Annotated in this window: 14 protein-coding genes, 1 tRNA gene and 1 other RNA gene; 6 read left to right on the top strand and 10 right to left on the bottom strand. The window is 67.4% G+C overall.

Annotated features, from left to right (window positions below):
- The first annotated feature begins 17 nt into the window (after positions 1–17).
- Together BLS66_RS17015 and BLS66_RS17010 are read left to right on the top strand one after the other, a co-directional pair.
- A complete protein-coding gene (locus tag BLS66_RS17015) occupies positions 18–1,526 on the top strand; it encodes a site-specific integrase (protein ID WP_074726425.1) in 1,509 nt (502 codons plus the stop codon).
- Positions 1,527–2,255: 729 nt separating this feature from the next.
- Entirely contained in the window at positions 2,256–3,146 is an 891-nt protein-coding gene (locus tag BLS66_RS17010) for a site-specific integrase (RefSeq protein ID WP_143025187.1), read from the top strand.
- Between the two features lie 267 nt (positions 3,147–3,413).
- Here BLS66_RS17010 and BLS66_RS17005 read toward each other — a convergent pair whose 3' ends face one another.
- On the bottom strand, positions 3,414–3,788 hold the full coding sequence (locus BLS66_RS17005) for a DUF3592 domain-containing protein (protein WP_049471081.1): 375 nt from the start codon (positions 3,786–3,788) through the stop codon (positions 3,414–3,416).
- 350 nt (positions 3,789–4,138) lie between these two features.
- On the opposite strand from BLS66_RS17005, the gene BLS66_RS17000 reads away from it, so the two are divergent.
- Positions 4,139–4,582, top strand: coding sequence for a GNAT family N-acetyltransferase (locus BLS66_RS17000; protein ID WP_074726424.1), 444 nt, complete (start codon positions 4,139–4,141; stop codon positions 4,580–4,582).
- A 55-nt stretch (positions 4,583–4,637) separates the two neighbouring features.
- Here the strand turns inward: BLS66_RS17000 and BLS66_RS16995 are convergent, their stop codons facing one another.
- Entirely contained in the window at positions 4,638–15,530 is a 10,893-nt protein-coding gene (locus BLS66_RS16995) for an autotransporter-associated beta strand repeat-containing protein (protein ID WP_074726382.1), read from the bottom strand.
- A gap of 359 nt (positions 15,531–15,889) precedes the next feature.
- Complete coding sequence (locus tag BLS66_RS16990; RefSeq protein WP_049466375.1) at positions 15,890–16,207, bottom strand: DMT family transporter; 318 nt, start codon at positions 16,205–16,207, stop codon at positions 15,890–15,892.
- A gap of 300 nt (positions 16,208–16,507) precedes the next feature.
- Between BLS66_RS16990 and ffs the strand changes: the two genes are divergently transcribed.
- Positions 16,508–16,604: signal recognition particle sRNA small type (gene ffs, locus BLS66_RS16985), an RNA gene on the top strand.
- Positions 16,605–16,886: 282 nt separating this feature from the next.
- Here ffs and BLS66_RS16980 read toward each other — a convergent pair.
- Both BLS66_RS16980 and BLS66_RS16975 read right to left on the bottom strand, forming a co-directional pair.
- Positions 16,887–17,654: an MBL fold metallo-hydrolase gene (locus BLS66_RS16980; RefSeq protein WP_074726381.1), complete on the bottom strand. Its 768-nt coding sequence runs from the start codon at positions 17,652–17,654 to the stop codon at positions 16,887–16,889.
- Positions 17,654–18,403, bottom strand: coding sequence for a 3-deoxy-D-manno-octulosonic acid kinase (locus BLS66_RS16975; protein WP_032958195.1), 750 nt, complete (start codon positions 18,401–18,403; stop codon positions 17,654–17,656). Before BLS66_RS16975 ends, BLS66_RS16980 begins: the two co-directional genes overlap by 1 nt.
- 20 nt (positions 18,404–18,423) lie before the next feature.
- On the opposite strand from BLS66_RS16975, the gene BLS66_RS16970 reads away from it, so the two are divergent.
- Positions 18,424–19,470: a glycosyltransferase family 9 protein gene (locus BLS66_RS16970; RefSeq protein ID WP_049466380.1), complete on the top strand. Its 1,047-nt coding sequence runs from the start codon at positions 18,424–18,426 to the stop codon at positions 19,468–19,470.
- A gap of 18 nt (positions 19,471–19,488) precedes the next feature.
- Here BLS66_RS16970 and BLS66_RS16965 read toward each other — a convergent pair whose 3' ends face one another.
- Complete coding sequence (locus tag BLS66_RS16965) at positions 19,489–19,893, bottom strand: DUF6165 family protein (protein WP_053462297.1); 405 nt, start codon at positions 19,891–19,893, stop codon at positions 19,489–19,491.
- Positions 19,894–20,366: 473 nt separating this feature from the next.
- Positions 20,367–20,457: transfer RNA gene (locus tag BLS66_RS16960), tRNA-Ser, on the bottom strand.
- A gap of 164 nt (positions 20,458–20,621) precedes the next feature.
- On the opposite strand from BLS66_RS16960, the gene BLS66_RS16955 reads away from it, so the two are divergent.
- Positions 20,622–21,326, top strand: coding sequence for a PP2C family protein-serine/threonine phosphatase (locus BLS66_RS16955; protein WP_053506497.1), 705 nt, complete (start codon positions 20,622–20,624; stop codon positions 21,324–21,326).
- Between the two features lie 114 nt (positions 21,327–21,440).
- On the opposite strand, the gene dnaQ is transcribed toward BLS66_RS16955, so the two are convergent.
- The 3 genes from dnaQ to BLS66_RS16940 are packed head-to-tail and all read right to left on the bottom strand — an operon-like array spanning position 21,441 to position 23,286.
- Complete coding sequence (gene dnaQ, locus BLS66_RS16950; protein ID WP_049466387.1) at positions 21,441–22,172, bottom strand: DNA polymerase III subunit epsilon; 732 nt, start codon at positions 22,170–22,172, stop codon at positions 21,441–21,443.
- A gap of 4 nt (positions 22,173–22,176) precedes the next feature.
- Positions 22,177–22,629, bottom strand: a complete 453-nt coding sequence (gene rnhA / locus BLS66_RS16945; protein ID WP_005408275.1) for a ribonuclease HI — start codon at positions 22,627–22,629, stop codon at positions 22,177–22,179.
- A 12-nt stretch (positions 22,630–22,641) separates the two neighbouring features.
- The gene (locus BLS66_RS16940; RefSeq protein WP_074726380.1) at positions 22,642–23,286 is read right to left on the bottom strand and encodes a methyltransferase domain-containing protein; all 645 of its coding nucleotides are present in this window, start codon (positions 23,284–23,286) and stop codon (positions 22,642–22,644) included.
- Positions 23,287–23,289 lie beyond the last annotated feature (3 nt).

The following is a 23,289-nucleotide window of genomic DNA, read 5'->3' as shown; positions in this document are numbered from 1 at the left end:
AATCGGGGCACATCCCGATGGCTTTCCCTCACTACCTCACCCGCACCGCGTCGGGCCGTTTCGTGTTTCGTATCCGCGTCCCTGCTGACCTGCGGGCCGCTGTCGGGCGCGACTTCATCAAGCGCCCACTGGGTGCCAACCTGCTGACCGCACGCCTTGCCGCACTTGAATTGTCGGGCCGCTATGCTGCGGTTTTCGATGAGTTGCGGGGCGGCATGGAAAAGAAAATCAGCGTGGCCGACGTGGTGGCCAGCGTGGCTAAAAACGGGGCCAAGCGGTATGAAATCGACCTCCCTGGCGGCGGCAGACTGCGCGCCAACGATGCCGCTGACCATGCCCGAGCGATGGAAGCCTTGGAAGCTATCGGGCGCTTCGATTTCGCTCCGCGTGCCGCCTTGGTTGAGCCAGCTGCCCCGCCGCCCGTCGCCGAGACCATCACACTGGCTAAAGCAGGCGAGGCATGGCTAAAGAGTTTGGAGGCCACTACCCGGCCAAAGACCCTGACCATCAAAAAAACTGCCGTGACAGCGCTGGCGGACTATCTAGGTGTAAGTCGGCAAGTTCACACCATCGCGCGCCCGGATATGGCGCGTTTCTACCAACACCTGCGCGATGGCGGAGCGGCTACGCCCACGGTGTTCAACAAACAGTCTTACCTCGGCGGCGCTGGCGGCTTTTTCGCGTGGGCGCAGGCGTCGGGCCATTACCCGGCCGGTGACAACCCTGCGCAGGGCCATATCCGCTACACGACAAAAGAAAAGCGGCAACGCAAGAAGTTAGGGTTCAAGCCGTTCGATCAGCAGCAAATCGGCGCCCTCTACTCTCCTGCGAACTTTGCCCGATTGTCACCGGGAGCAAAATGGGCGGCCCTGATCGGCCTTTACACCGGTGCGCGGGCCGGCGAAGTTGGGCAACTGCTGACCCTTGACGTAGCCGAGGTGGATGGCGTCCCCTCCTTTCGTTTCTGCGACGAAGGAGACCACCAAAGTGTAAAGACGGAAGTGTCGAACCGCGTGGTTCCCATCCACTCGGATCTGCTTTCGTTAGGCTTTCTCGAATATGTGGACAGCTTGCGTGGCCGGGGCGACTGGCGCGTTTTCCCGCAAGCTTCCGCAACCGCTAAAAACGGCGCAGGAAACTGGATTAGCAAAGCGTTCGGCTACTACCTCGGCAACCTGTCGGGCGAATGGAAGCCAGCAAAGCGAGGGTTCCATAGCCTGCGCAAAACAGTCATTCAAGAAATGCAGGGGGCCGGTGTGCCGTCGGAGCTTCGCGTTCAAATCACCGGGCACGAACTCGACGACGAACACCACAGCACCTACAGCCGGGACTTTACCGCAGCGGAGAAACTCGCCGGTGTGGGTAACTCGCCAGGGCTGTCAGTGCTGGCTTACGGCTTGGACTTGGACGCGCTGCGCCCGCTACTGACTGAAGCCGTGAGTAGGCGACAGGCAAGGACGCCGGGGCGCAAGCCTTCGGCAGCAGCAACAGCACGCAAACGCTCGGCGACCTCTGGCGGTAAGTAGAGGTCAAGCCGTTTGAGGGTGGCGCGGCGGCGACGGATATGCTCGGCGGTTGGCATGTGCCTAACGTAGCGGGCAATCCGGAAACGGCAAGGGGGTGTCTTGCCAAGTTCCGGATTCATGGTTGCATGGAGGTATAGCCTTTCCATCAGAAACCGCCCGCCAATGTTTTTTAGTCGTAAATCAGCCAAGCCAAGCTCTTCCCCATTGTCGGTCACGAAAGTGACCGACAATGGGGGGAGTGACCGAAATGGTGCAAACCATTTTGGGCGCTCCCGTGTCCGTAGCGGGAGCGAAGGACACACGGCCCGGAGCGAAAGCGTAGGGACGGCGGAGCGTGCGGGAGCACGCGGAGCGCAGCACGGCGGGAGCCGTGCGGCTCGTGCGCCCGAGGCCCAACCGGCGGCCGTGGCCGACGGCTGGGCGAGGACGCACGACGCGGCGCTGAGGCAGCGGGAGCGGTCAGCACGGCAGGCGGCGCAACGCGACGGCAAGCCGTGGACCCTTCACGCAGATCAGCAGACGCGGGCCGTGCTGGCCGAGTGCCCCCGGCGCGAGGTCGGCACGGACACAGCGGTCAAGTATCGGCGAGCCTACGACAACCTGCGAGCCTCCGGCCTGACAGCGCTGGAGGCGGCTAGCACACGCGCACACTACGACTTTCTGCGCACGGCCTGCCGGTTCTGCATGGCGGAGGACGCGCGGGAATGGCGGGCAGCGAGTGAGCGGGCGATGAAGCGTGGCGACCTCGCCAGCGCCCAGCGTCGCACGGAACGCGCTTTCCGGCTGGCGGCGGTGCTGGATGAGATGTTCCTTCAGCCGGGCCGTCTGACGTGGAAGGACAAACCGGAAGCGGAACGTAAGCCTTCAAAATCGAAGCGCAACACGCGCGCGCCGTCGCCAGACTTGGCGGCGGGCGCGCTGCTGGGGCAGCAACAGCGCGTCCAGGAGCGCCATGGCGAGCGGTTGATTGTGCTGGCCTTGACCGGCTGCCGACCTGCTGAACTGCGCAACGGCGTGCGGCTGGAAGCCTTGCGCAGCAAGGGCGGACGGATGGTACTCCGAGCTACTTTGCTGGGTGCGAAGTGGAACGGCGGGAACCGGGGCCACCATGACCGCGTGCTTCAATTCCCCGCAGATAGCGGGGCGGCGGCAGTGCTGGCGGCTCAGGTGAAGGCGGCGGGCGGAAAATGGGCATTGAAAACGACGGACGCGGACGTGCGCAGCCTCAATCGCGCCCTGCGTGCGGGAGTTGGTATGTCGTGCTACTCGTTCCGCCATCAGGTCGCCAGCGAGCTAAAAGAGCAGGTGGCCACCGGTCAAAAGTCAGCGGAGGAGGCGGCGGCGGCCATGGGCCACGCCAGCACTGCGTCGTTGGCCTTCTATGGCAAGCGGTCGCATGCACGGGGTGGCCGGAAGCTGCGGGCGGTGGCGTCGGACAAAGTGCGTTCGATGCCGGTGACGTTCGCCGCCAAAGCAGCGGCCCGCGCTGCGCGGGCCGCAAGAGCGGGGATTGGGGCTGCGCCCCGTCCAGCCGCAGCGGCGGCACCGCCGCCGCCACGGGCGGCCATGTCCAAGCCGGTCGGGCCGCTGGCGAAGGGGCCAAGGCCACCAGGTCGATAGACCTAGTGGCCGGTGGTCGGCTACACTGCGCACCCGGTGGCACACAGCAGGGCACAATTCGGTTTGTGTTTTGCCAGCGAGAACAGGGGGTTAGGCTGGACTCAACTGCCTCCCCCTCTCTCCGCCAGATAAATGAAGAAGCCGCCCCCTGGGCGGCTTTTTTATTGGGCTGGCGGGAAGCGCCGCAGGTACTACCGGACTGAACAGGCCCTGCCGCCGTGGCCGGTCCAACGGCCCGCCCGCCGACGCCGCGCGATCCGCCGCGAGTCATCTGCGCCGGAGCAGTCCGCGCACGCAGGCGCCGACGAACGCCAGCCCCAGCAGCACCCACACGACCGTCATTCCCCACAGCGCACCGAACGTATCCAGGACCGGCTCCAGCCGCGGTTGCGCCGGGTCGTACAGCACGCGTACCGGCTGCCCGGGCTCATAGCCGAAGATCATGCCGCCCTGCGGGTACGAGACGCGTTGGCCGGTCGCGGTGGTGAACGCGACCTGCGGATGCGATCCGCCGGCGTTCAGGCGCTCGACCTGGCCATCAACGGCCTGCGCGACCTGCAGGAACTCAAGGCGATGCGTCACCTCGAAGGCGGCCACGGCAAGGATCAACAGACCCACCGTGCCAAACAGCAGGCCGCGCATGATCGGGGCAGGCCGGAAAAAAGAAGGTTCGGGCATCGCTGGGCAGCTCCGTTGCAGGCGGGAACACGAATGGGGCCGGCGGATCCTGCCGCGCGGTCAGTCCCACGTGTCGACAGCATAGCCCAGAAGCCATCGCGCCCCACTGCACGCCATCGCGACCGGATGCGCCTCGCCATTGCCCGCCACCGACGCACCCGCCTGGTAAAGGCGCCTGCGTTCCGCACGGTCATTCGAGCGGGGAGACGTCAGCTGTAAAAGGATCGGCATCGCTCCATGTACCCTGGAACGCTTCGCCCCCTCCCAACGCCTGGATGGTTGAAATGCAGCCGGGCAACTCCATGGCCTTTCCCATGAACCTCCGCCTCTACCGCCCCGCAGATGCCCGCGCCTGCCTGTCGATGTTCGACAGCAACGTGCCCACCTACTTCGCGCCCGAAGAGCGCAGCGACTTTGAACGCTTCCTGCGCGAACAGGCCGTGGACTGCGCATTCCAGGTCATCGAGCGCGACGGCAGCATCGTGGCCTGTGGCGGCCTGTCGCGACGCGGCGACAGCAGTGCCGGCTTCTGCTGGGGCATGGTGCAGCGCGCGCTGCACCGGCAGGGACTGGGCCGCGAACTGGCGCTGGCTCGCCTGCGCCAGGCCGAAGCGGATCCCTCGATCAAGCGCATCACGCTCAGCACCAGCCAGCACACCCAGGGCTTCTATGCTGGCCTGGGCTTCCAGGTGACGCGGATCGTGTCCAATGGCCACGGCGCCGGGATCGACGCCGTGGAGATGGAGCGGAGGGTCTAGCCCTCCGCCCGCTCTGGATCCACGCGAGCCTGGATCCAACGTCGCCGCGCTTTCCTCAGAAGCCCACGCGCAGGTTGATCTGCCCACCCACATCGCGGCGGCCGTCGCCATGCTGGCCCTGTACGAACATCGACAGCTGGCTGTTGCGGCCAAGGCCGACCGCCACGCCAAGCTGGCTGACCAGCGCATTGCGTGCCATCACCGCACTGTAGACATCGAAGGCATTGCCGCCCACCGCGAAGCGGTTGCGGCTGGCCACATCGGTGTCACCCGAGGCGTGCTGCCAGCCGAGGCCGACGGTCAGCTGCGCCGGGAAGCGCTCGCCGCTGCCCACGTCCCAACGGCCGCGCACGCCCACCGTGCTGACATTGAGCGTGTCCTTGCCGCCTTCCAGCACCAGTGCGGCGCTGCCGCCCTGCTCCACGGCACGATCACTGTCGACCCAGTGCCGGGTGAACTGCACATACGGCTGCAGTTGGGTCCTGCCATGGGTCCAGGTCCAGCTGCCCTCCACCTGCGCAATGGTCACGTCCGAATCCTGGCGGCTGTACAGGGTCTGGCTCAGCAGCGGCACCTCACGCGTGGTGCGCGTGCGGTAGTCACCGCGCGACACGCTGCCACCGACCGCGAAGCCGTTGTTCCATTGTCCCTGCGCGTACAGGCCGAACGTGTTGCCACGCAGGCGGGCCCGCGAACTGCGATCGTACAGGCGCGTATCCAGCCGTTCGTTGCCGGCCGCCGCACCCAGCACCACGTGCTCGCCCAGCTGCCAGTCCACGCCCGCCATCACCGCATTGCGGTTGGAGCGGATGTCGGCACCGTTGCCGTCACCGTCCTGGCGGAACACCTTGCCGCTGCCGGCCAGCCAGGCCGAAGCGCGCTCGCCCCGCACGGTCGGCAGTTCGCTGCCCAGGCGCTGGCGGATGCCCTCCTCCAGGTAGTTGTCATACAGCAGCACCGCGCGGCTGGCCGCATGCACTTCGCCTGACAGCTGGTCGAAGGCGCTGCGCGCAGTGGCCGCGTCGTAGAGCAGCACCGTGTTGTACAGGCCCAGCGCCGGGCCACTCTGCGGCAGGCTGTCCAGCGCTGCGGCAGTGTTGTACTGGTTGCGCGTCGTCGCTGCGGTGGTGAATGCCGCAGTCTGCGCCACGTCGATCTGCAGGTTGGCGGTGTTGGCCGTATAGACCGGCGTGATCGTCAGGAAGGCCGACGGCGAGGTTGCCGCAGCGAACTGCCCGCTCACGCCACCCCCAGCATTGACCACCGTGTACTGCTGGCCCTGCTGGTAGCTGGTGCTCGGCGAGATGGTGTTCACCCGCACCGTACTGCCACCCACATTGGCACTGCCGCCCACCTTTACCGTGTCGCTGCCGGTGGCCCCCAGATCGATGCCCAGCGTGCTGCCCGGCGACAGCGTCAGGTTGCCGCCGACGGTGATCGTTCCGGTGCCATTGCCGGCACCGCCGCCATTGCCCGGGCCATTGCCCGGCGACAGCACGCCACCGCTGGATACGGTCACGCCACCGCCGGTACCGCCGATGGTGCCGGTGCCGGAGAGCGTGGTGCCACTGCCGATGGTCCACTGGCCGCCGATGTTGCCGGTGACGTGCAGGCCACCGCCGGTGACCTGGCCCGTGCCGCTGAAGCCAGCACTGTTGCCGCCCAGATTCAGGCTGCCCGGGCCGGCCTGCACGATGCTGCCGCCACCACTGATGCTGCCGCCGAGCGTGGTGGTGCCACCGGTGTTGATCACCAGGCCACCGTTGTTGGTGATGTTGCCGGTGATCGCGCCGCTGGCGCCACCGTTGCCGACCTGCACGGTGCCGCCGGCATTGATGGTGGTACCGCCGGTGTAGGCGTTGTTGCCGGTCAGGACCAGGGTGCCGGCACCTGCCTGGGTCAGGCCACCGCTGCCGCTGATCGTGCCGCCCACCGTGGTGTTGCCGCCGACGTTGAACACCAGGCTGCCGTTGTTGGCAACGTTGCCGGTGATCGCACCGCTCGCGCCACCGTTGCCGACCTGCAGCGTGCCGCCGGTGTTGATGGTGGTGCCACCGGTATAGGTGTTGTTGCCGGTCAGGACCACGGTGCCGGTGCCGGCCTGGGTCAGGCCGCCGCTGCCGCTGATGGCGCCGCCGACGGTGGTGTTGCCACCCACGTTGAACACCAGGCTGCCGTTGTTGACGACACTGCCGCCGATCGCACCGGTCGCACCGCCATTGCCGACCTGCAGGGTGCCACCGGCATTGATGGTGGTCGGGCCGGTGTAGGTGTTGTTGCCGGTCAGGGTCAGCGTGCCGCTGCCGGCCTGGGTCAGCCCGCCACTGCCGCTGATGGTGCCGCCCAGCGTGGTGTTGCCGGCCACGTTGGAGAGCAGCGTGCCGTTGTTGATGACATCACCGACGATCGAGCCCGTCGCACCGCCATTGCCCAGCTGCAGCGTACCGCCGGCGTTGATGGTGGTGCCGCCGGTATAGGTGTTGGTCCCGGTCAGCAGCAGCGTGCCGCTGCCGGCCTGGGTCAGGCCGCCGCTGCCACTGAGGGTGCCGCCCAGCGTGGTGTTGCCGGCCACGTTGGAAATCAACGCGCCATTGTTGGTGATATCGCCGGCGATGGCACCGGTCGCGCCGCCGTTGCCCACCTGCAGCGTGCCGCCGGCATTGATGGTGGTCCCGCCGGTGTAGGTGTTGTTGCCCACCAGGGTCAGCACACCGCTGCCGGCCTGGGTCAGGCCACCACTGCCGCTGATCGCGCCGCCGACCGTGGTGTTGCCGCCGACGTTGAACACCAGGCTGCCGTTGTTGGCAACGTTGCCGGTGATCGCGCCGGTCGCACCGCCATTGCCCACCTGCAGGGTGCCACCGGCATTGATGGTGGTGCCGCCGGTATAGGTGTTGTTGCCGGTCAGGGTCAGCGTGCCGCTGCCGGCCTGGGTCAGGCCACCGCTGCCACTGATGGTGCCACCGAGCGTGGTGTTGCCGGCCACGTTGGACACCAGCGCACCGTTGTTGGTGATATCGCCAACGATCGCACCGGTCGCACCACCGTTGCCGATCTGCAGCGTGCCGCCGGCATTGATGGCGGTCCCTCCGGTGTAGGTGTTGTTGCCGGTCAGCACCAGCGTGCCGCTGCCGGCCTGGGTCAGGCTGCCGCTGCCACTCACCACTGCGCCCACGGTGGCCGTCGTGCCCAGGTTGTAGACCAGGCTGCCGTTGTTGGTGATGTCGCCCAGCACCGAACCGCTGCTGCCGCCGTTGCCGATCTGCAGCGTGCTGCCACCGTTGATGGTGGTGCCTCCGGTATAGGTGTTGTCGCCACTCAGGGTCAGCGTGCCGGTACCGCCCTGCACCAGGCCGCCGGTACCACTGAGCACGCCGGCAAAGGTCGTGCTGGCATTGTTGCCGCCGGTGGTCAGGGTTGCACCGCCCAGCACCACGCTGGAACCGGTCACGCCGGCCAGGCCTCCGATGCTCTGGCTGCCACCGGCGCTGATATCCAGCGTGCCCGCACCGGCCAGGTTGACCGTGCTGGCACCGGACAGGCTGCCGCCGGCCGCAACTGCCAGCGTGCCGCTGTTGATGGTGGTGGTGCCGGTATAGCTGCTGGCACCGCCCAGGGTGACTGTCGCCGCGCCATCCTTCAGCAGGCCACCGGCACCACTGATCGGGCCGTTGAAGGTCAGCGCGTTGCTGCCAGCCAGGGTCAGCGTGCCGCTGGCCAGCTGCACGGTGTTGGCCAGGGTCAACGCGCTGGTGCCATCCAGGCTGGCGTCACCGCCTACGGTCAGCGCGCCGGTGCCCAGCGATCCGTCGTTGCCCAGCAGCAGGCCACCGGCGTTGAGGGTCACGCCGCCGGTGAAGACGTTGACGCCCGTCAAGCCCTGGATGCCTGCGCCGTTCTTTACCAGGCCACCGGCCCCTCCGATGGTGCCAGCGAACGTGGTATTGCCCACGCCATTGAGGGTCAGCGTGCTGCCGCCCAGCGCCACGGTCGAACCTGCCACGCCTGCCAGCGAACCGATCGCCTGCGCACCACCCGCGCTGATGTCGAAGGTGGTACCGGCGTTGGCCAGGGTGACCGCACCGGTCGCGGCCAGGCTGCCGCCGGCACCGATCGCCAGCGTGCCGGCGTTGATGGTGGTGCCACCGGTGAAGGTGTTGGTACCGGTCAACGTCTGCGTTCCCGAACCTTCCTTGATCAGGCCACCGGAGCCGGCCACCGAACCACTGAACGTACCGTTGGTGGCATCACCGATCGTCAGCGTGTTGGCACCCAGGTTCACCGTACCGTTGCCGACCAGCGTGCCGAACTGCTGCGTGCCGCTGCCCGCTGACAGATCGAAGGTCGCACCCGAGGCCAGGTTGACGATGCCGCTGGCGTGCAGGCTCGCGCCCGCGCCCAGTGCCAGCGTACCAGCGTTGATGTTGGTGCCACCGGTATAGGTATTGGTGCCGTTCAAGGTCAGCGTTGCGGCGCCCTCCTTGGTCAGGCTGCCAGTGCCGCTCAGGTTGCCGTTGAGGGTGAGGTTGTTGCTGCCGAGGACGGTCAACGCGTTGTTGAGGGTGAAGTTGTTGGCGAGGGTGACCGCGGTGTTCGAATCGAGCGTCGCAGCGCCTGCGACCGTCACCGCACCGGTGCCCAACGCAGCATTGTTGCCCACCACCAGGCCGCCGGCGTTGAGCGTTACGCCGCCGCTGAAGGTGCTGACGCCGTTGAGCGTCTGCACGCCTGCGCCGTTCTTGACCAGGCCGCCGTTGCCACTGATCGCACCGCTGAAGGTGCTGTCCACGGTGCCGCCCAGGGTCAGCGTGCTGCCGCCCAGCGCCACCGTACTGCCGGCGACGCCGGCCAGCGAGCCGATGGCCTGGTTGCCCGCCGAAATGTCGAACGTGCCGGCACCGGCCAGGTTCACCGCGCCGGTCGCGGCGAGGCTGCCACCGGCGCCGATCGCCAGCGTGCCGCTGTTGATGGTGGTGCCACCGGTGTAGGTGTTGGCGCCGGTCAGGGTCACGGTGGCCGCACCGTCCTTGATCAGCCCGCCCGTGCCGGAGATCACGCCGCCCAGGGTCAGCGCCTGGCTGCCGAGCAGACCGAGGTTGGCGCCGCCGGCAAGCCCGATGTTGTTGGCCAGGCTGACGCCGGTCGATGCATCCAGCGTCGCGTTGCTTCCCACCGTCAGCGCACCGCTGCCGAGCGCAGCGTTGTTGCCGACCACCAATGCGCCGCCATTGAGCGCGACGCCGCCGCTGAACAGGTTGGCGCCGCCCAGCGTGAGGCTGCCGGCGCCGTTCTTGACCAGGCCGCCGGTGCCGGAGATCGCGCCATCGAAGATGCTGTTGCCAACGCCGCCCAGGGTCAGCGTCTGCGCCCCCAGGCTCACCGTCGAACCCGCCACGCCGTTCAACGCCCCGATGGTCTGGTTGGCGCCGGCGGCGGAGATATCGAAGCCTGTGCCTGCCGCAGTGAGCGTCACCGCACCGGTCGCGGCCAGACTGCCGCCGGGGCCGATCGCCAGGGTACCGGCGTTGATGAACGTGCCGCCGGTGTAGGTGTTGGCACCGGTCAGCGTCTCGATGCCGGCACCGACCTTGGTCAGGCCACCGGTGCCTGCGATCGAGCCACTGAAGGTGCCATCGGTGGCACCGCCGACCTCGATCGAGTTGGCGCCGAGATTCACCGTACCGTTGCCGACCAGCGTGCCGAACTGCTGCGTGCCGCTGCCGGCCGACAGGTCCAGCGTGGCGCCGGTGGCAAGATTGACGGTACCGCTCGCGGCCAGGCTGGCACCGGCGCCCAGCGCCAGCGTGCCCGCATTGATGGTGGTACCGCCGGTATAGGTGTTGGCGCCGTTCAAGGTCAGCGTCGCGCTGCCATTCTTGGTCAGGCTGCCGGCCCCGGAAAGGACGCCGTTGAGTGTGAGTGCCTGGGTCCCGAGCACGGTCAGCCCGGCATTGAGCGCAATGTTGTTGGCCAGCGTTGCCAGGCCGGTGGTATCCAGCGTGGCAGCACCACCGACGGTCAATGCGCCCGTGCCCAGCGCTGCGTCATTGCCGAGCACCAGTCCGCCTGCATTGAGCGTCACGCCGCCACCGAAGGTATTGGCGCCGGACAAGGTCTGTACGCCCGCGCCCACCTTGATCAGGCCACCACCGCCGCTGATCACGCCATCGAACGCGGCGTTGCCGGCCGTACCGAAGGTGAGCGAACTGCCGCCCAGCGTCAGCGTGCTTCCCCCCGCTCCGTTGAGTGCACCGATGGTCTGGTTGCTGCCGGCGCCGGAGATATCGAAGCCAGCGCCGGCGCCCAGCGTGACATCGCCCGCTGCAGCAAGGCTGCCTCCGGTTCCCAGTGCCAGCGTGCCAGCATTGATGGTGGTGCCGCCGGTGTAGGTGTTGGCACCGGACAGGGTCAGCGTGGTGGCACCATTCTTGACCAGGCTGCCGTTGCCGCCGATCACGCCCGAGAGCGTCAGCGCGTTGCTGCCAGGTACGGTCAGCGCGACACCCGAGCCCAGCGTGACCGCATTGCCGAGGGTGACTGCAGCGCCTGCATCCAGCGTGGTGCTGGTAGTCACTGCCAGCGTGCCGGTACCCAGCGCGCCATCCGCACCGACGACCAGGCCACCACCGTTCAGGGTCAGGCCGCCACCGAAGGTATTGGTGTTGTTGAGGGTCAGCAGGCCCGTACCGTTCTTGACCAGGCTGCCATTGCCGGCCACCACGCCACCGAGCGTGACATCGTTGCTGCCGCCCAGCGTCAGCTGCGTGCCCGCACCGAAGTTCACTGCATTGGCCAGGTTCAACGCCACCGTGCTGTCCAGCGTGGTGGTGCCACCGATGCCCAGCGCACCGGTGCCGAGCGCGCTGGCATTGCCGAGGATCAGGCCACCCGCGTTGAGTGCAACTCCGCCACTGAAGGTGTTGGCACCGGACAGCGTCTGCACGCCGGTACCCGTCTTGACCAGGCCGCCAGTGCCACCGATCACACCGGCAAAGCTGCCGTTGCCGGCGCCGCCAAAGGTCAGCGACTGCGCGCCCAGCGCCAGCTGGCTGCCGGCGACGCCGTTGAGTGCGCCGATGGTCTGCGCGGCACCGGCTGCCGAGATGTCCAGCGTCGCACCGGCGCCGGCAAGATCCACCGCACCGGCCGCGGCAAGGCTGCCACCGGCCCCCAGCGCCAGCGTGCCGGCGTTGACGGTGGTGCCACCCCCGAACGTGTTGGCGCCAGACAGCGTGAGGCGCGCCGCGCCATCCTTGATCAGCCCGCCGGCGCCGAACACCGGACCGGTCAGCGTCAGGTCATTGCTGCCCAGCACGGTGAGGTTGGCGCCCGCAGCGAGGCCGAGGGTGTTGCCCACCGAAAGCGCCGCAGTGGCATCCAGCGAAGCGTTGCCGCCCACGTCCAGCTGGCCGGTACCCAGCGCCTGTGCGTTGCCAAGCTGCAGTGCGCCCGCGTTGAGCCCGACGCCCCCGCTGAACGTATTGGCGCCGTTCAATGCCAGTGTCGCCGTACCGTTCTTGACCAGCCCGCCGGTGCCGCTGATGACGCCCTCCAGCGACACGTTCTGGCTGCCCAGCAGATCCAGCACCGCACCGGCGCCGAGGTTGACGTTGTTGGCCAGGTCCAGCGCCACCGAACTGTCCAGCGTGGTATTGGCCCCCACCGACAATGCACCGGTACCCAGCGCGCCGGCATTGCCCAGCAGCAGGCCGCCGCCGTTGACGGTCAGCCCGCCACCGAAGCTGTTGGCGCCATTGAGGGTCAAGGTGGTGGCACCGTTCTTCACCAGCCTGCCCGCACCGGACACCACCCCACCCAGCGTGATCGCCTGCGAACCCGGCAGCGACAACGCAGCGCCTGCACCCAGTGCCACGTTGTTGCCCAGGTTCAGCGGCGCACTGCCGTCGAGCGAGACGTTGCCACCGATGCCCAGCGTCCCGCTGCCGAGTGCGCCGCTGTTGCCCAGCAGCAGGGCGCCAGCGTTCGCGCTCAGTCCACCACTGAAGGTGTTGGTACCGTTCAAGGTCAGTGTCGCCGCGCCGTTCTTGACCAGGCTGCCGGTGCCCGTGATGTTGCCGGCCAGGGCCAGGTTCTGGCTGCCCGGCAGGGTCAGGGCCGCGCCGAGGTTGATCGCATTGCCCAGGTTCAGCGCTGTCGTGGCATCCAGCGAGCCGTTGCCACTGACCGTCAGCGCGCCGCTTCCCAGCGCACCGGCATTGCCCAGCACCAGGCCACCGGCCGCAAGGTCCAGGCCACCACTGAAGGTATTGGCGCCGGTCAGCGTCTGCACGCCGGTGCCCTGCTTGATCAGGCCACCGGTGCCGCCGATCACGCCGGCGAACGTCTGGTTGGTGGCATCACCGAAGGTGAGCGTGCTGCTGCCCAGCGTCACCGTGCTGCCGGCAATACCGGACAGCGCGCCGATGGTCTGGTTGCCGCCGAGCGAGATGTCCAGGTCCGCGCCAACGCCAGTCAGGCTGACCGCACCGCCGGCGGCCAGGCTTCCGCCGCTGCCCACCGCAACCTTGCCGGCATTGATCGCCAGGCCGCCGGTGAACGTGTTCGCACCGCCCAGCGTCAGCGTGGAAGCGCCGTTCTTGACCAGGCTGCCGCTGCCGCCAATGACACCGCCCAGCGTCAGTGCGTTCGAGCCCAGCACATTGAGCGAGCCACCCGCGCCCAGCGTGATGCCATTGCCGACCGCAAGCGCCGCGCTGGTGTCGAGCGACACCACGCCACCAACATTCAGCGCACCGGTTCCCAGTGCTCCACCGTTGCCCAGCACCAGGCTGCCGGCATTGAACGCCACGCCGCCGCCGAAGGTATTGGCGCCATTGAGCGTCAGCGACGACGCACCGCTCTTGACCAGGCCACCGGCGCCACCGATCACGCCGTTGAACGTCAGCGCCTGTCCGCCAAGCAGATTGAGGCTGGCGCCCGAACCAAGGTTGACCGCGTTGGCCAGTGCAAGCGGCCCCGTGGTTCCATCGAGCGTCACGTTGCCACCGACACTGAGCGCACCGCTGCCCAGCGCAGCAGCATTGCCCAGCAGCAGGCCACCGGCGTTGAGTGCCACGCCGCCACTGAGGTTGTTCACGCCCGACAAGGTCTGCACGCCGGTGCCCAGCTTGACCAGCCCCCCCGTGCCTGCGGCGAACGTGCCGCTGTAGCTGGTATTGCCCAGCCCCGCGAGGGTGAGCGTGCGGCTGCCCAGGTTGACCGAACCGCCGAGGCCCGCCAGCGAACCGATGGTCTGGTTCGCGGCCGCCGACAGGTCCAGGGTGGTACCGACGCCGACCGTGACCGCACCGGTGGGCGACAGGCTGCCGCCCGCGCCCAGCGCCAACGCGCCTCCGGCCAGGTTGAAACTGCCGGTCAGCGCATTGGCGCCGTTCAAGGTGAGCGTGCCGGCGCCGTTCTTGGTCAGGTTGCCGGCACCGGAGATCGAACCATTCAATGACAACGCATTGCTGCCCAGCAGGTTCAGCGAGCCCCCGCCATTGATCACCAGATTGTTGCCCAGGGTGAAGCCCGCCGTCGTATCCAGTGAGGCGCTGCCACCCACGGTCAGGTTGCCGCTGCCCAGTGCACCGGCGTTGCCCAGTACCAGGCCGCCGGCATTGAGGTTGACGCCGCCGGAGAACAGGTTTGCGCCGCCGAGAGTAACGATGCCGGTGTTGTTGACCGTCAGCCCGCCAGTACCGGACAGCACGCCCCCCAGGCTGAACGCATTGGTCCCTGCCAGGGACAGATTGCCACCAAGGCTGAAAGCATTGGCCAGGTTCAGACCGGCCGTGGAGGAGGCGATGGCACCGCCGTTGGCGGTGAACAGCCCGGTGCCGAAGGAACCGGCATTGTTGAAATTGACCAGGCCATCATTGAGCGTGGTCGTACCCGCACCCGCCCACGCACCCTGCAGGTTCCAGGTACCGCTGTTGACGGTGAGCTTCTGGAAGTTGAGGTACTGGTTCCAGCCCAGCGTGGTCACCGCGCCGCCGGTGCCGGACCCCGGGCCGCTGACGACGTTCTGCAGCACCAGCGTGTTGTTGGCCGCACCACTGCCGGTACCGGCGTCGACCGATCCCGCAGCCGCAACCTTTACCCCGGTGACACCGGTAATCACGCCGGCAAGAGCGGTGCCGCCGCCACTCACAACGCTGGAACCCGACACGGCGGTGAAGGTGTTGCCGCCGGTTGAATCACCCAGGTGAACGCTGCCACTGACCGCCCCCGCATTGAGGAACGTGTTACCGCCAGAAGCCCCCAGGCCGACGCGTCCGTCGATGGTGCCGGTGTTGGTCACAGCGGCGGCTGCACCACCATAGGTCACCACCGTGGTCGCGTCGGAAACGCTGCCTGCACCGATCAACGACGTGCTGATCAGGCCGGCGTTGTTGATGGTGGTGGTGCCGTTGACATTCTGTGCCACCAGCGCCTGTCCACCGAAGCCCAGCAGCGTTGCGATGTTGACGACACCCTTGATCTGTCCGCTCGCGTTGTTGTTGACGACGATCGCGCTGTTGTTGGAAGAAGCATTGCCGATGACCAGGCCGGGCGAGGCGAGGATGATCGAGCTCGGATCGATCGTGCCATTGTTGTTGACCGTCACGTTGTCGCCGGTCAGCGTCGCTGCGTTGCCTCCACCTACGACCGGCGGCGTACGCAGCAATGCACCTGCGGCGATGTTCAGCGTGAGGCCGTTGGTCGCGTTGGAGTAGTTGTTGATGTTGGTGGTGCTGTCGCAGTTCACGGTTGTGGTGCCCGTGCACGCTGCGAATGCCGATCCGCTGGCCAGTGTGGCGGCCAAAGCCGCCGCCAGCTGGTGTGCCCGCAATCGCGGCGCCCGCCCTGCGCTGACCGCGCTTCCGCCGGGATTCTGGGCGACCTCCGAAGCAACCTGCATTACCCCAAGGGCACGATTGAAAACCAGACGGTAAATGCGGTTCATCGGTAAATCTCCATGAAAAGACCGGATGGCACAGCTGGCAGGTTTTTTGGAGACAATGCGGCCCACCCCGGCTCCCCGAACGGGAACAAGGCCTGAAGGCATTAACTCCTGAAAATCTTCACATCTTCACGCGATCGCACCCGCGGACAGGTGCGCCAGCGCGTCCGTCAAGGCGAAAACTCCCCGGTTTCGCCCGACGAATGGCGGCACTGTGCGACCGACGGTGCCAGCGGCATGTGAATCACGCGCGCTATTTTTATGACGTGCGTCAAATAATAGGGGCGGACAAAATGGTTTTGCCGAAAATGCATATTGCTGCATGCGGCGGAGAATCCATTCCCCGCCATGAGTAAATAAATTCAGCTGCTGGAGAGTTTCATCAGCACCAGGCCGGAAACGATCAGCACCGCCGCACCGATCCGCATCGGGCTGACCTGCTCGCCCAGAAACACGATGCCCACCACGAACGCGCCGACCGCGCCGATGCCGGTCCAGATCGTGTAGGCGGTGCCCAGCGGCAGGCTGCGCATGGCCACCGCCAGCAGCCAGAAGCTGGCGACCATGCCGATGATCGTGACCACGGTGGGGGTGAGCCGGGTGAAGCCTTCGGACTGCTTCATGGATACGGCCCAGACGATTTCCAGCAGGCCGGCAAACAACAGATAGATCCAGGCCATGACGGCCCTCCTCTTGGTAGGGCCAGGCCGTCCTGGTCATTGGTTCCCGATGTGGGGGAGGTCGTTCCTCCTGGCCGGCATTCTAGCAACGGGGGTGGGTGCCGGCCGCTGCCGGCGGCGACGGGTTACAGCCGATTCAGTGCGTGAAGCTGGCATCGACGCACCCGCCTGCGCTAGAATGAGCGCCTGCCATCGGCCAGCCGATGTGCAGTCCGGCTGTGGTCTCCGGCGCATCGTGCGCTGCTTCCCCTGTTCCGTGAACTGGCCGCCTACCGGGCGGCCAACGTCTCTATGGTGGCCCCGTCGGCCCCTCGCGACGCTAGGTCGAAAACCCCGCCAGGGCCGGAAGGCAGCAACGGTATCGATCGACGCGGGCGCCGAGGTCAGCCGGCGGGGCCATCGCCTTTTCTGCACTGGGGTCAGATCCCTTTGCATGGCAAGGGGCTCTGACCCCGGCTTCGCATTCTTTGCCCGGCATGGCCCCGCGCCAATCTGGCTCGGGCGTGCCTGGTGGAACACCCGGCGCCACAGCGAACTGCGCAGCACCCCGTGCTGCAGCGGCCTATCGAAGTGACAGCGGCTGCGGTAGCGCACCTGGGGCCAGCCCCTCGGCCAACCGTGCATTCCAGCGCCTCCAGTCCAGCGGCCAGCACCGTATCGGCGGGCTGGCCGCTCCTGCTCAGGGCGGATCCTGCGCCAGTACGTGCGGCGCGGTCGGGCTCGCCAGCGGCACGCACTGCCCTGGCTGCGCGACGCGGTGCCCGCGCGCGGCCAGCGCCTGGCCATCGGCCGCGCTGGCGTAGTGGTACAGCATCATCCGCGCCTGCAGGTCGGTGCTGTATTCACGCTCCAGGTCGTCCACGCCGGTGTGCGACGGATTGCCGTGCAGGCCGCAGTCGTGGGCGATCAGTTCGTTGTCGTTGGCGAAGCGGGCCAGCATCTCCGGAATCGGCCGGGTGTCGCCGCTCCAGGTCAGCGCGCCCTGCAGGCGCAGGCCGTAGGCGGTCTCCGGCCAGTGGTGGCGCACCGGGAACACCTCCAGGCGCACCCCCTCATGCCAGAACGCCTCACCCACCACGATCAGCTGGAAGGCATCCCAGAAGTTCGCACCGCCTTCGGCCAGCACGTTCGGGTAGTCACCGATGCGCTTGTGCAGCAGCGGCACCACCGTGGCGGGCACGTACAGCCGCACCTTGCCGCGCCGGTGCGCATTGAAGAAGGTGTCCACGAACAGGCGCTCGAAGCCGGCTACGTGGTCCAGGTGCACATGGGTGACGAACAACGCCTGCGGCATCTGCCCATAGTGCGCCTTGAACGCGGTCAGTCCTTCGCCGCCGCAATCGATGGTCAGCCACGGGCGACCATCGCGCTCGATCACCGACATCGGCGACCCCAGCTCGACCGCCGACGCATTGCCGACGCCGAGGAAACGCAACGACCAGTCCATCAGGTGCCCCGGTTCCAGGCCATGTCATAGGCGCGGCGCAGCCGCGCGTAGTCCTTCTGCACGTCTTCCACGCTGCGCTCGCCGCGCAGCTTGATCAGCGAGCGCAGCAGGCGCTTGAGGTTGCGCTCGCGCCAGGCGGTGGCCGGGATGCGGATCACCCCGCGATCAAAGTCGATCAGCCAGCCATGGCCACTGCCATCGAACAGGATGTTGTGCGCGTTGAGGTCGGCATGGTCCAGGCCGGCACGGTGGAAGCGGGCGATCAGCCGCCCGGTTTCCTCCCAGGGGGCGCCGCGGCCGGCGACCAGTGCGCGGTCGGCCAGCGAGCGCACGCCCTCGATCCGCTCCATCAGGATCGCCGCCCGGTAGCGCAGGCCCTCGCGCATGTAGAACGCGGCGATCGGCCGTGGCACCGGCAGCTTCTTCTCGCGCAGCGCGCGCATCAGGCGGAATTCGGCGAAGCTGCGGGTCCGGTCCGAGCCGCGCCAGAGATACTGGTCGTGGCTGATACGGGCGGCCATCCCGCCGCGCAGGTAGTGGCGCAGCACGCTGGCCCCGAACGGCGCATCGACGAACCAGGCGCTGCCGCGGCCGCCCTCGCCCACCGGCCGGGCCCTGCTGCCCCAGTGCTGGGGCGAGAACAGGCCGATCTCGGCTTGCCGCAGCCGCTCGCGGTCGAACAGAATGGCCCCGATGCCGCGACCCTCGCGGCATGGCGTCAGCGCTTCATTGGCGTCGAATGCGACCATTTCATTGAGTCTAACAACACATGGCATCAGCGTCCTCCTCCTTGTGCCTCCTGCGCCTGTCCGCACTGGGCGACGTCACCCACGTGGTGCCCCTGGTGCGCACCCTGCAGGCTGCGCGCCCGGACACGCCGATCCACTGGATCATCGACAAGGTCGGCCACAAGCTGCTCGACGGCCTGCCCGGCGTCACCTTCCATGCCTACGACAAGCAGAGCGGCATGGCCGGGGTCAAGGAACTGCGCAGGCAACTGCCGCCGGGGCGCTTCGAAGCGCTGCTGCAGATGCAGGTCGCGTTCCGCGCCAACCTGCTGTCGGCCTTCATTCCGGCCGAGCGCCGCATCGGCTACGACCGCAGCCGTTCGAAGGACCTGCATGGGCTCTTCATCAACGAGCGCATCCCCGACCGCCCCGGCATCCATGTGCTGGATGCCATCGGCAGCTTCTGCGAACCGCTGGGCCTGCGCCAGACCGAGGTCAGCTGGGACCTGGCCGTGCCGCCGTCCGCCTTCGAGTGGGCCGCCGCGCAGTGGCAGGACGATGGCCGCCCGGTACTGATGATCTCGCCCTGCTCCAGCCACGTGCGCCGCAACTGGTACGCCGACCGCTACGCCGCCGTGGCCAACCACGCCGTGCAACGCGGCTGGCAGGTGGTGCTGTGCGGTGGCCGCAGCGAGCTGGAACGCAGCATGGCCGACGCCATCCAGGCCCAGCTGCAGACGCCGGCACTGGATCTGGTCGGCAAGGACACGCTCAAGCAGCTGCCCGCGCTGCTGGCCCGCGCCAACCTGGTGATGACACCCGACTCCGGCCCGATGCACATCGCCAATGCGATGGGCACCAAGGTGCTGGGCCTGCATGCGGCCAGCAACCCGAACCGTAGTGGCCCGTACTCGGACCGTCGCTACTGCGTGGACCGCTACGACGATGCGGCACGCAAGTACCTGGCCAAGCAGGCCGCCGATCTGAAATGGGGCACCAAGATCGAGTTCGACGATGTGATGGAACTGATCACCGTGGAAGACGGCATCGCCGCCTTCGAACGCTACGTCGCCGACCACCTGGGGTGAGCGGCGAGCAGCGCGGGATTACGCGCGCTGCGCGTAATCCTGGTAGGACTTTTCTTCCACGTACGCCGAACCCAGCGCCAGGTTGATCGCCTTCTTGATGCGCGCGCGTTCGTCGTTGCGCAGGTAGACGCTGCGCGCCAGGTCGACGAAGCCCTGGTCGAACGCCTGCGCCTTCTCCTTCAGGCGGATGTCGTCCTCGATGTCCCACAGCTGTTCGTTGACGGCCTTCAACTCGGCACGCAGCTTGGCGATGTCCTTCACCGCCGCCGGGTGTGCCATCCAGGTCTTCTCCAGCGCCGACAGCTCCCTGCGCACATTGGCCAGCTTGCCCTCGTCGCTGATGCGCTCGGACTTGATCTGCAGGATCGAGATCTTGTCCAGCAGCTCGCCGAAGGAAACGGGAACGAGGATTTCAGCGGTCATGGGGAAAGGCTCCAGCAGGTGATGCAGGCAGTTTAACCCGCAGCTCGCAATGAAACGGGTAGATCCACGCCATGCGTGGATGGTCCAGCTCGGCAGGAACAGCATCCACGCATGGCGTGGATCTACTGATCCATCGGGGCGGGGAGAGGCAGGCAAAGGGAGGGGCCACGCGTTGCGCAACGCGCGTCGCGTCCCGCGCCAGATAAAGAAAAAGGGCTGCCTTTCGGCAGCCCTTTTTCTTTATCTGGCGGAGAGGGGGGGATTGTCGGGTGCATCCATGCACCCGACCCTTCCGCGCTACGCGCTCCAGGGCCAGCCTGCGGCTGTCCGGTTCTGCTCCTGCAGAACCGTCGAACCCCGTCGGGGGTTCTCATCCCCCCGCATCAGAGGTGTCGATCACTACTACAATCACCTGCACGCCCCAAACGCTGGACAAGAAAAAAGCCGCCCAGTGGGCGGCTTCTTTCTTTATCTGGCGGAGAGGGGGGGATTCGAACCCCCGAGGCGCTATAAACGCCTGCCTGATTTCGAGTCAGGTACATTCAACCACTCTGCCACCTCTCCGGGTGGTCCCCGGCGGACCGGGGACGCGCATCATACGAGGAAGTGAGCCCGACGACAAGTCATTCCGGCCCACGAAGTGAAAAATACCTGAGTACATGCCTTGCCGGATGGCGGAAGCCCCCCGATGATGCCTGTCTCCCCCGGCAATACCCGCCCTGCACACCATGATCGAATTCGGACACCTCACCCATCCCGGCCTGCGCCGCGAGCTCAACGAGGACACCTACTACGGTGACAGCGAGCTGGCCCTGTGGCTGGTGGCCGACGGCATGGGCGGGCACGCCTGCGGCGAGGTGGCCAGCGCGCTCGCGCGCGAAACCATCGTGCGCGAGATCCGCCGTGGCGCGCCGTTGGCCCAGGCCATCCGTACCGCCGACGAAGAGATCATCCGTGCCTCGCGGCGGCGCAACGACACCCTGCCGATGGGCACCACGGTGGTCGCGGCGCGCGTGCAGGGCAATCGCTACGAAGTGGCCTGGGTCGGCGACAGCCGCGCCTATCTGTGGCGCGACGGCCAGCTGGCGCAGCTCAGCCAGGACCACAGCGTGGTGCAGGAACTGGTCGCGCAGGGCAACCTGACCGCCGAACAGGCGCGCGCGCATCCGCATCGCAACGTGGTCACCCAGGCACTGGGCGTGACCGACCCGGCACACCTGAACGTGGCGACCACCAGCGGTGAGCTGCGCCCGGGCATGCAGCTGCTGCTGTGCAGTGATGGCCTGACCGAGGAAGTGGACGACCGCAGCATCGCCCGCACCCTGGCGTTCGAGGACGCCAGCGCGCAGGAATGCGTGGACACGCTGGTCGCCGCCGCGCTCGACGGCGGTGGCCGCGACAACATCAGCGTGATCCTGGTGCGCTGCCACTAAGCGGTAGATCCACGCCATGCGTGGAGGCGGTAGTGCCGGCCGCTGGCCGGCTCACCGGGAAAACGTGTTGCACGCAGATGCCGGCCAGCGGCCGGCACTACCTCATTGCAGGCATTACGCGCTGACGGGTTCTTCCACCTTCGGGCCATCCCACAGTGCGTGACCGGCCTTCTTGCGCAGCCGCTCCAGGCGTGCGGCATGCGCTTCCAGCTCCGACGGCGTGGCCACCACGCGCGGGCGCGGCAGCAGCTTGCTGGTGTCGAACGCGTGCAGCGCCGCACCGGCGCTCCCGCCCTCCTCGTCGCCCAGACCGAAGCCGATCTCTTCCTGGCCGGAGGTCAGCGCGATGTAGACATCGCCGAGGATCTGCGCATCAAGCAGGCCGCCATGCAGGGCACGGTGCGAGTTGTCCACGCCCAGCCGCTTGCACAGCGCGTCGAGCGAATTGCGCTGGCCCGGGAAGCGCTCGCGCGCCATCACCAGGGTATCGATCACCGTGCAGCGGTCGGTGATCTTTCCGTACTGTGGGCCCAGCAGCGACAGTTCGTTGTCGAGGAAGCCCAGGTCGAACGCCGCGTTGTGGATGATCAGCTCGGCGCCATCGATGAACGCCAGGAACTCATCGGCGATCTGCGCGAAGTCCGGCTTGTCCTCCAGGAACTCCAGCGTCAGCCCGGTGACTTCCTGCGCGCCCTGCTCGAACTCGCAGTCCGGCTTGATGTACTGGTGGTAGTTGTTGCCGGTCGGGCGGCGCTTGAACAGCTCCACGCAGCCGATTTCGACGATGCGGTTGCCCTTCTTCCATTCCAGGCCGGTGGTTTCGGTATCAAGGATGATCTGACGCATGGGCTCAGTTTACCGGGCTGGCGTCGCGGATCTGGATGGCCGCGTTGCGCGCCAGGGTGTCCACCCGCTCGTTGTCCGGGTCGCCGGAGTGCCCCTTCACCCAGCGCCAGTCGATCTGGTGCCGCAGCGTGGCTGCATGCAGGCGCTCCCACAGTTCGCGGTTCTTCACCGGGTCACCACCGGCGGTCTTCCAGTTCTTGCGGATCCAGCCGGGCATCCACTGGGTCAGGCCCTGCCGCACGTACTGCGAATCGGTGTAGAGCACGATGTTGCACGGCTCGGTCAGCGTCTCCAGCCCGGAAATGGCCGCCATCAGCTCCATCCGGTTGTTGGTGGTATGCGCTTCGCCGCCGCTCAATTCGCGCTCATGGCCCTTGTAGCGCAGCAGGGCGGCCCAGCCGCCGGGGCCAGGATTGCCAAGGCAGGAACCGTCGGTGTGGATTTCGATGGTTTTCAATACAACTCCAGATCAGGTGACAACGGTGCCGTGCCAGCGCACCGGCAGCGGTTTCGGCCCGGGCAGGGCCAGCGTGCGTTTTTCGGCATGGAACAGGCAGGCCGCGCGCAGCGGCGCCCACCCGCCCGGCCGGCGGCTGCCGGCGCCGCGCCAGAGTGGGCCGAGGAAACGCATGTCGTCGCACTCCAGGCCGTGGCGGCCAAGCAGCAGGCGGATCCGCTGCGGCGTGCGCACCACCAGCCCATGCTGGCGCCAGTGCGTGCGGTAGGGGCTGAACGGGTTGAGGCTGCTCAGCCACAGGTGGCCGCCCGGCATCAGCACGCGTTCGCACTCGTCCAGCAGCTGGTCGGCATCGCCGGTGGTGACATGCTGCAGCACGACCGCATTGACGCTTTCATTGGCCAGCGGCAGCGGCAGTGCGCAGCGGGTATCGCCGGCATACCCCGGCCCCTGCCGGAACAGGCGCAGGCCACGCCCGCCCAGCTGTGCATCGTCCAGCCAGCCTGCGCTGGGCGCGATCCACAGCCACGGCTGCACCGGCAGCGCCGACAGCTGCGGCAGCAGCTGCTGCCGCTCCAGCACGCGCAGGGACGCCGCCGGTTCACTGTCGAACCACGGAGCCTGGCTCGCTTGACGGGTGCTCTGCAGCGCGGGCATGGT

The sequence above is a fragment of the Stenotrophomonas pavanii genome (assembly GCF_900101175.1).
GTDB lineage: Bacteria > Pseudomonadota > Gammaproteobacteria > Xanthomonadales > Xanthomonadaceae > Stenotrophomonas > Stenotrophomonas pavanii.
Note: the sequence above shows the minus strand (reverse complement) of the source record. Positions and strands in the feature narration are given on the sequence as shown.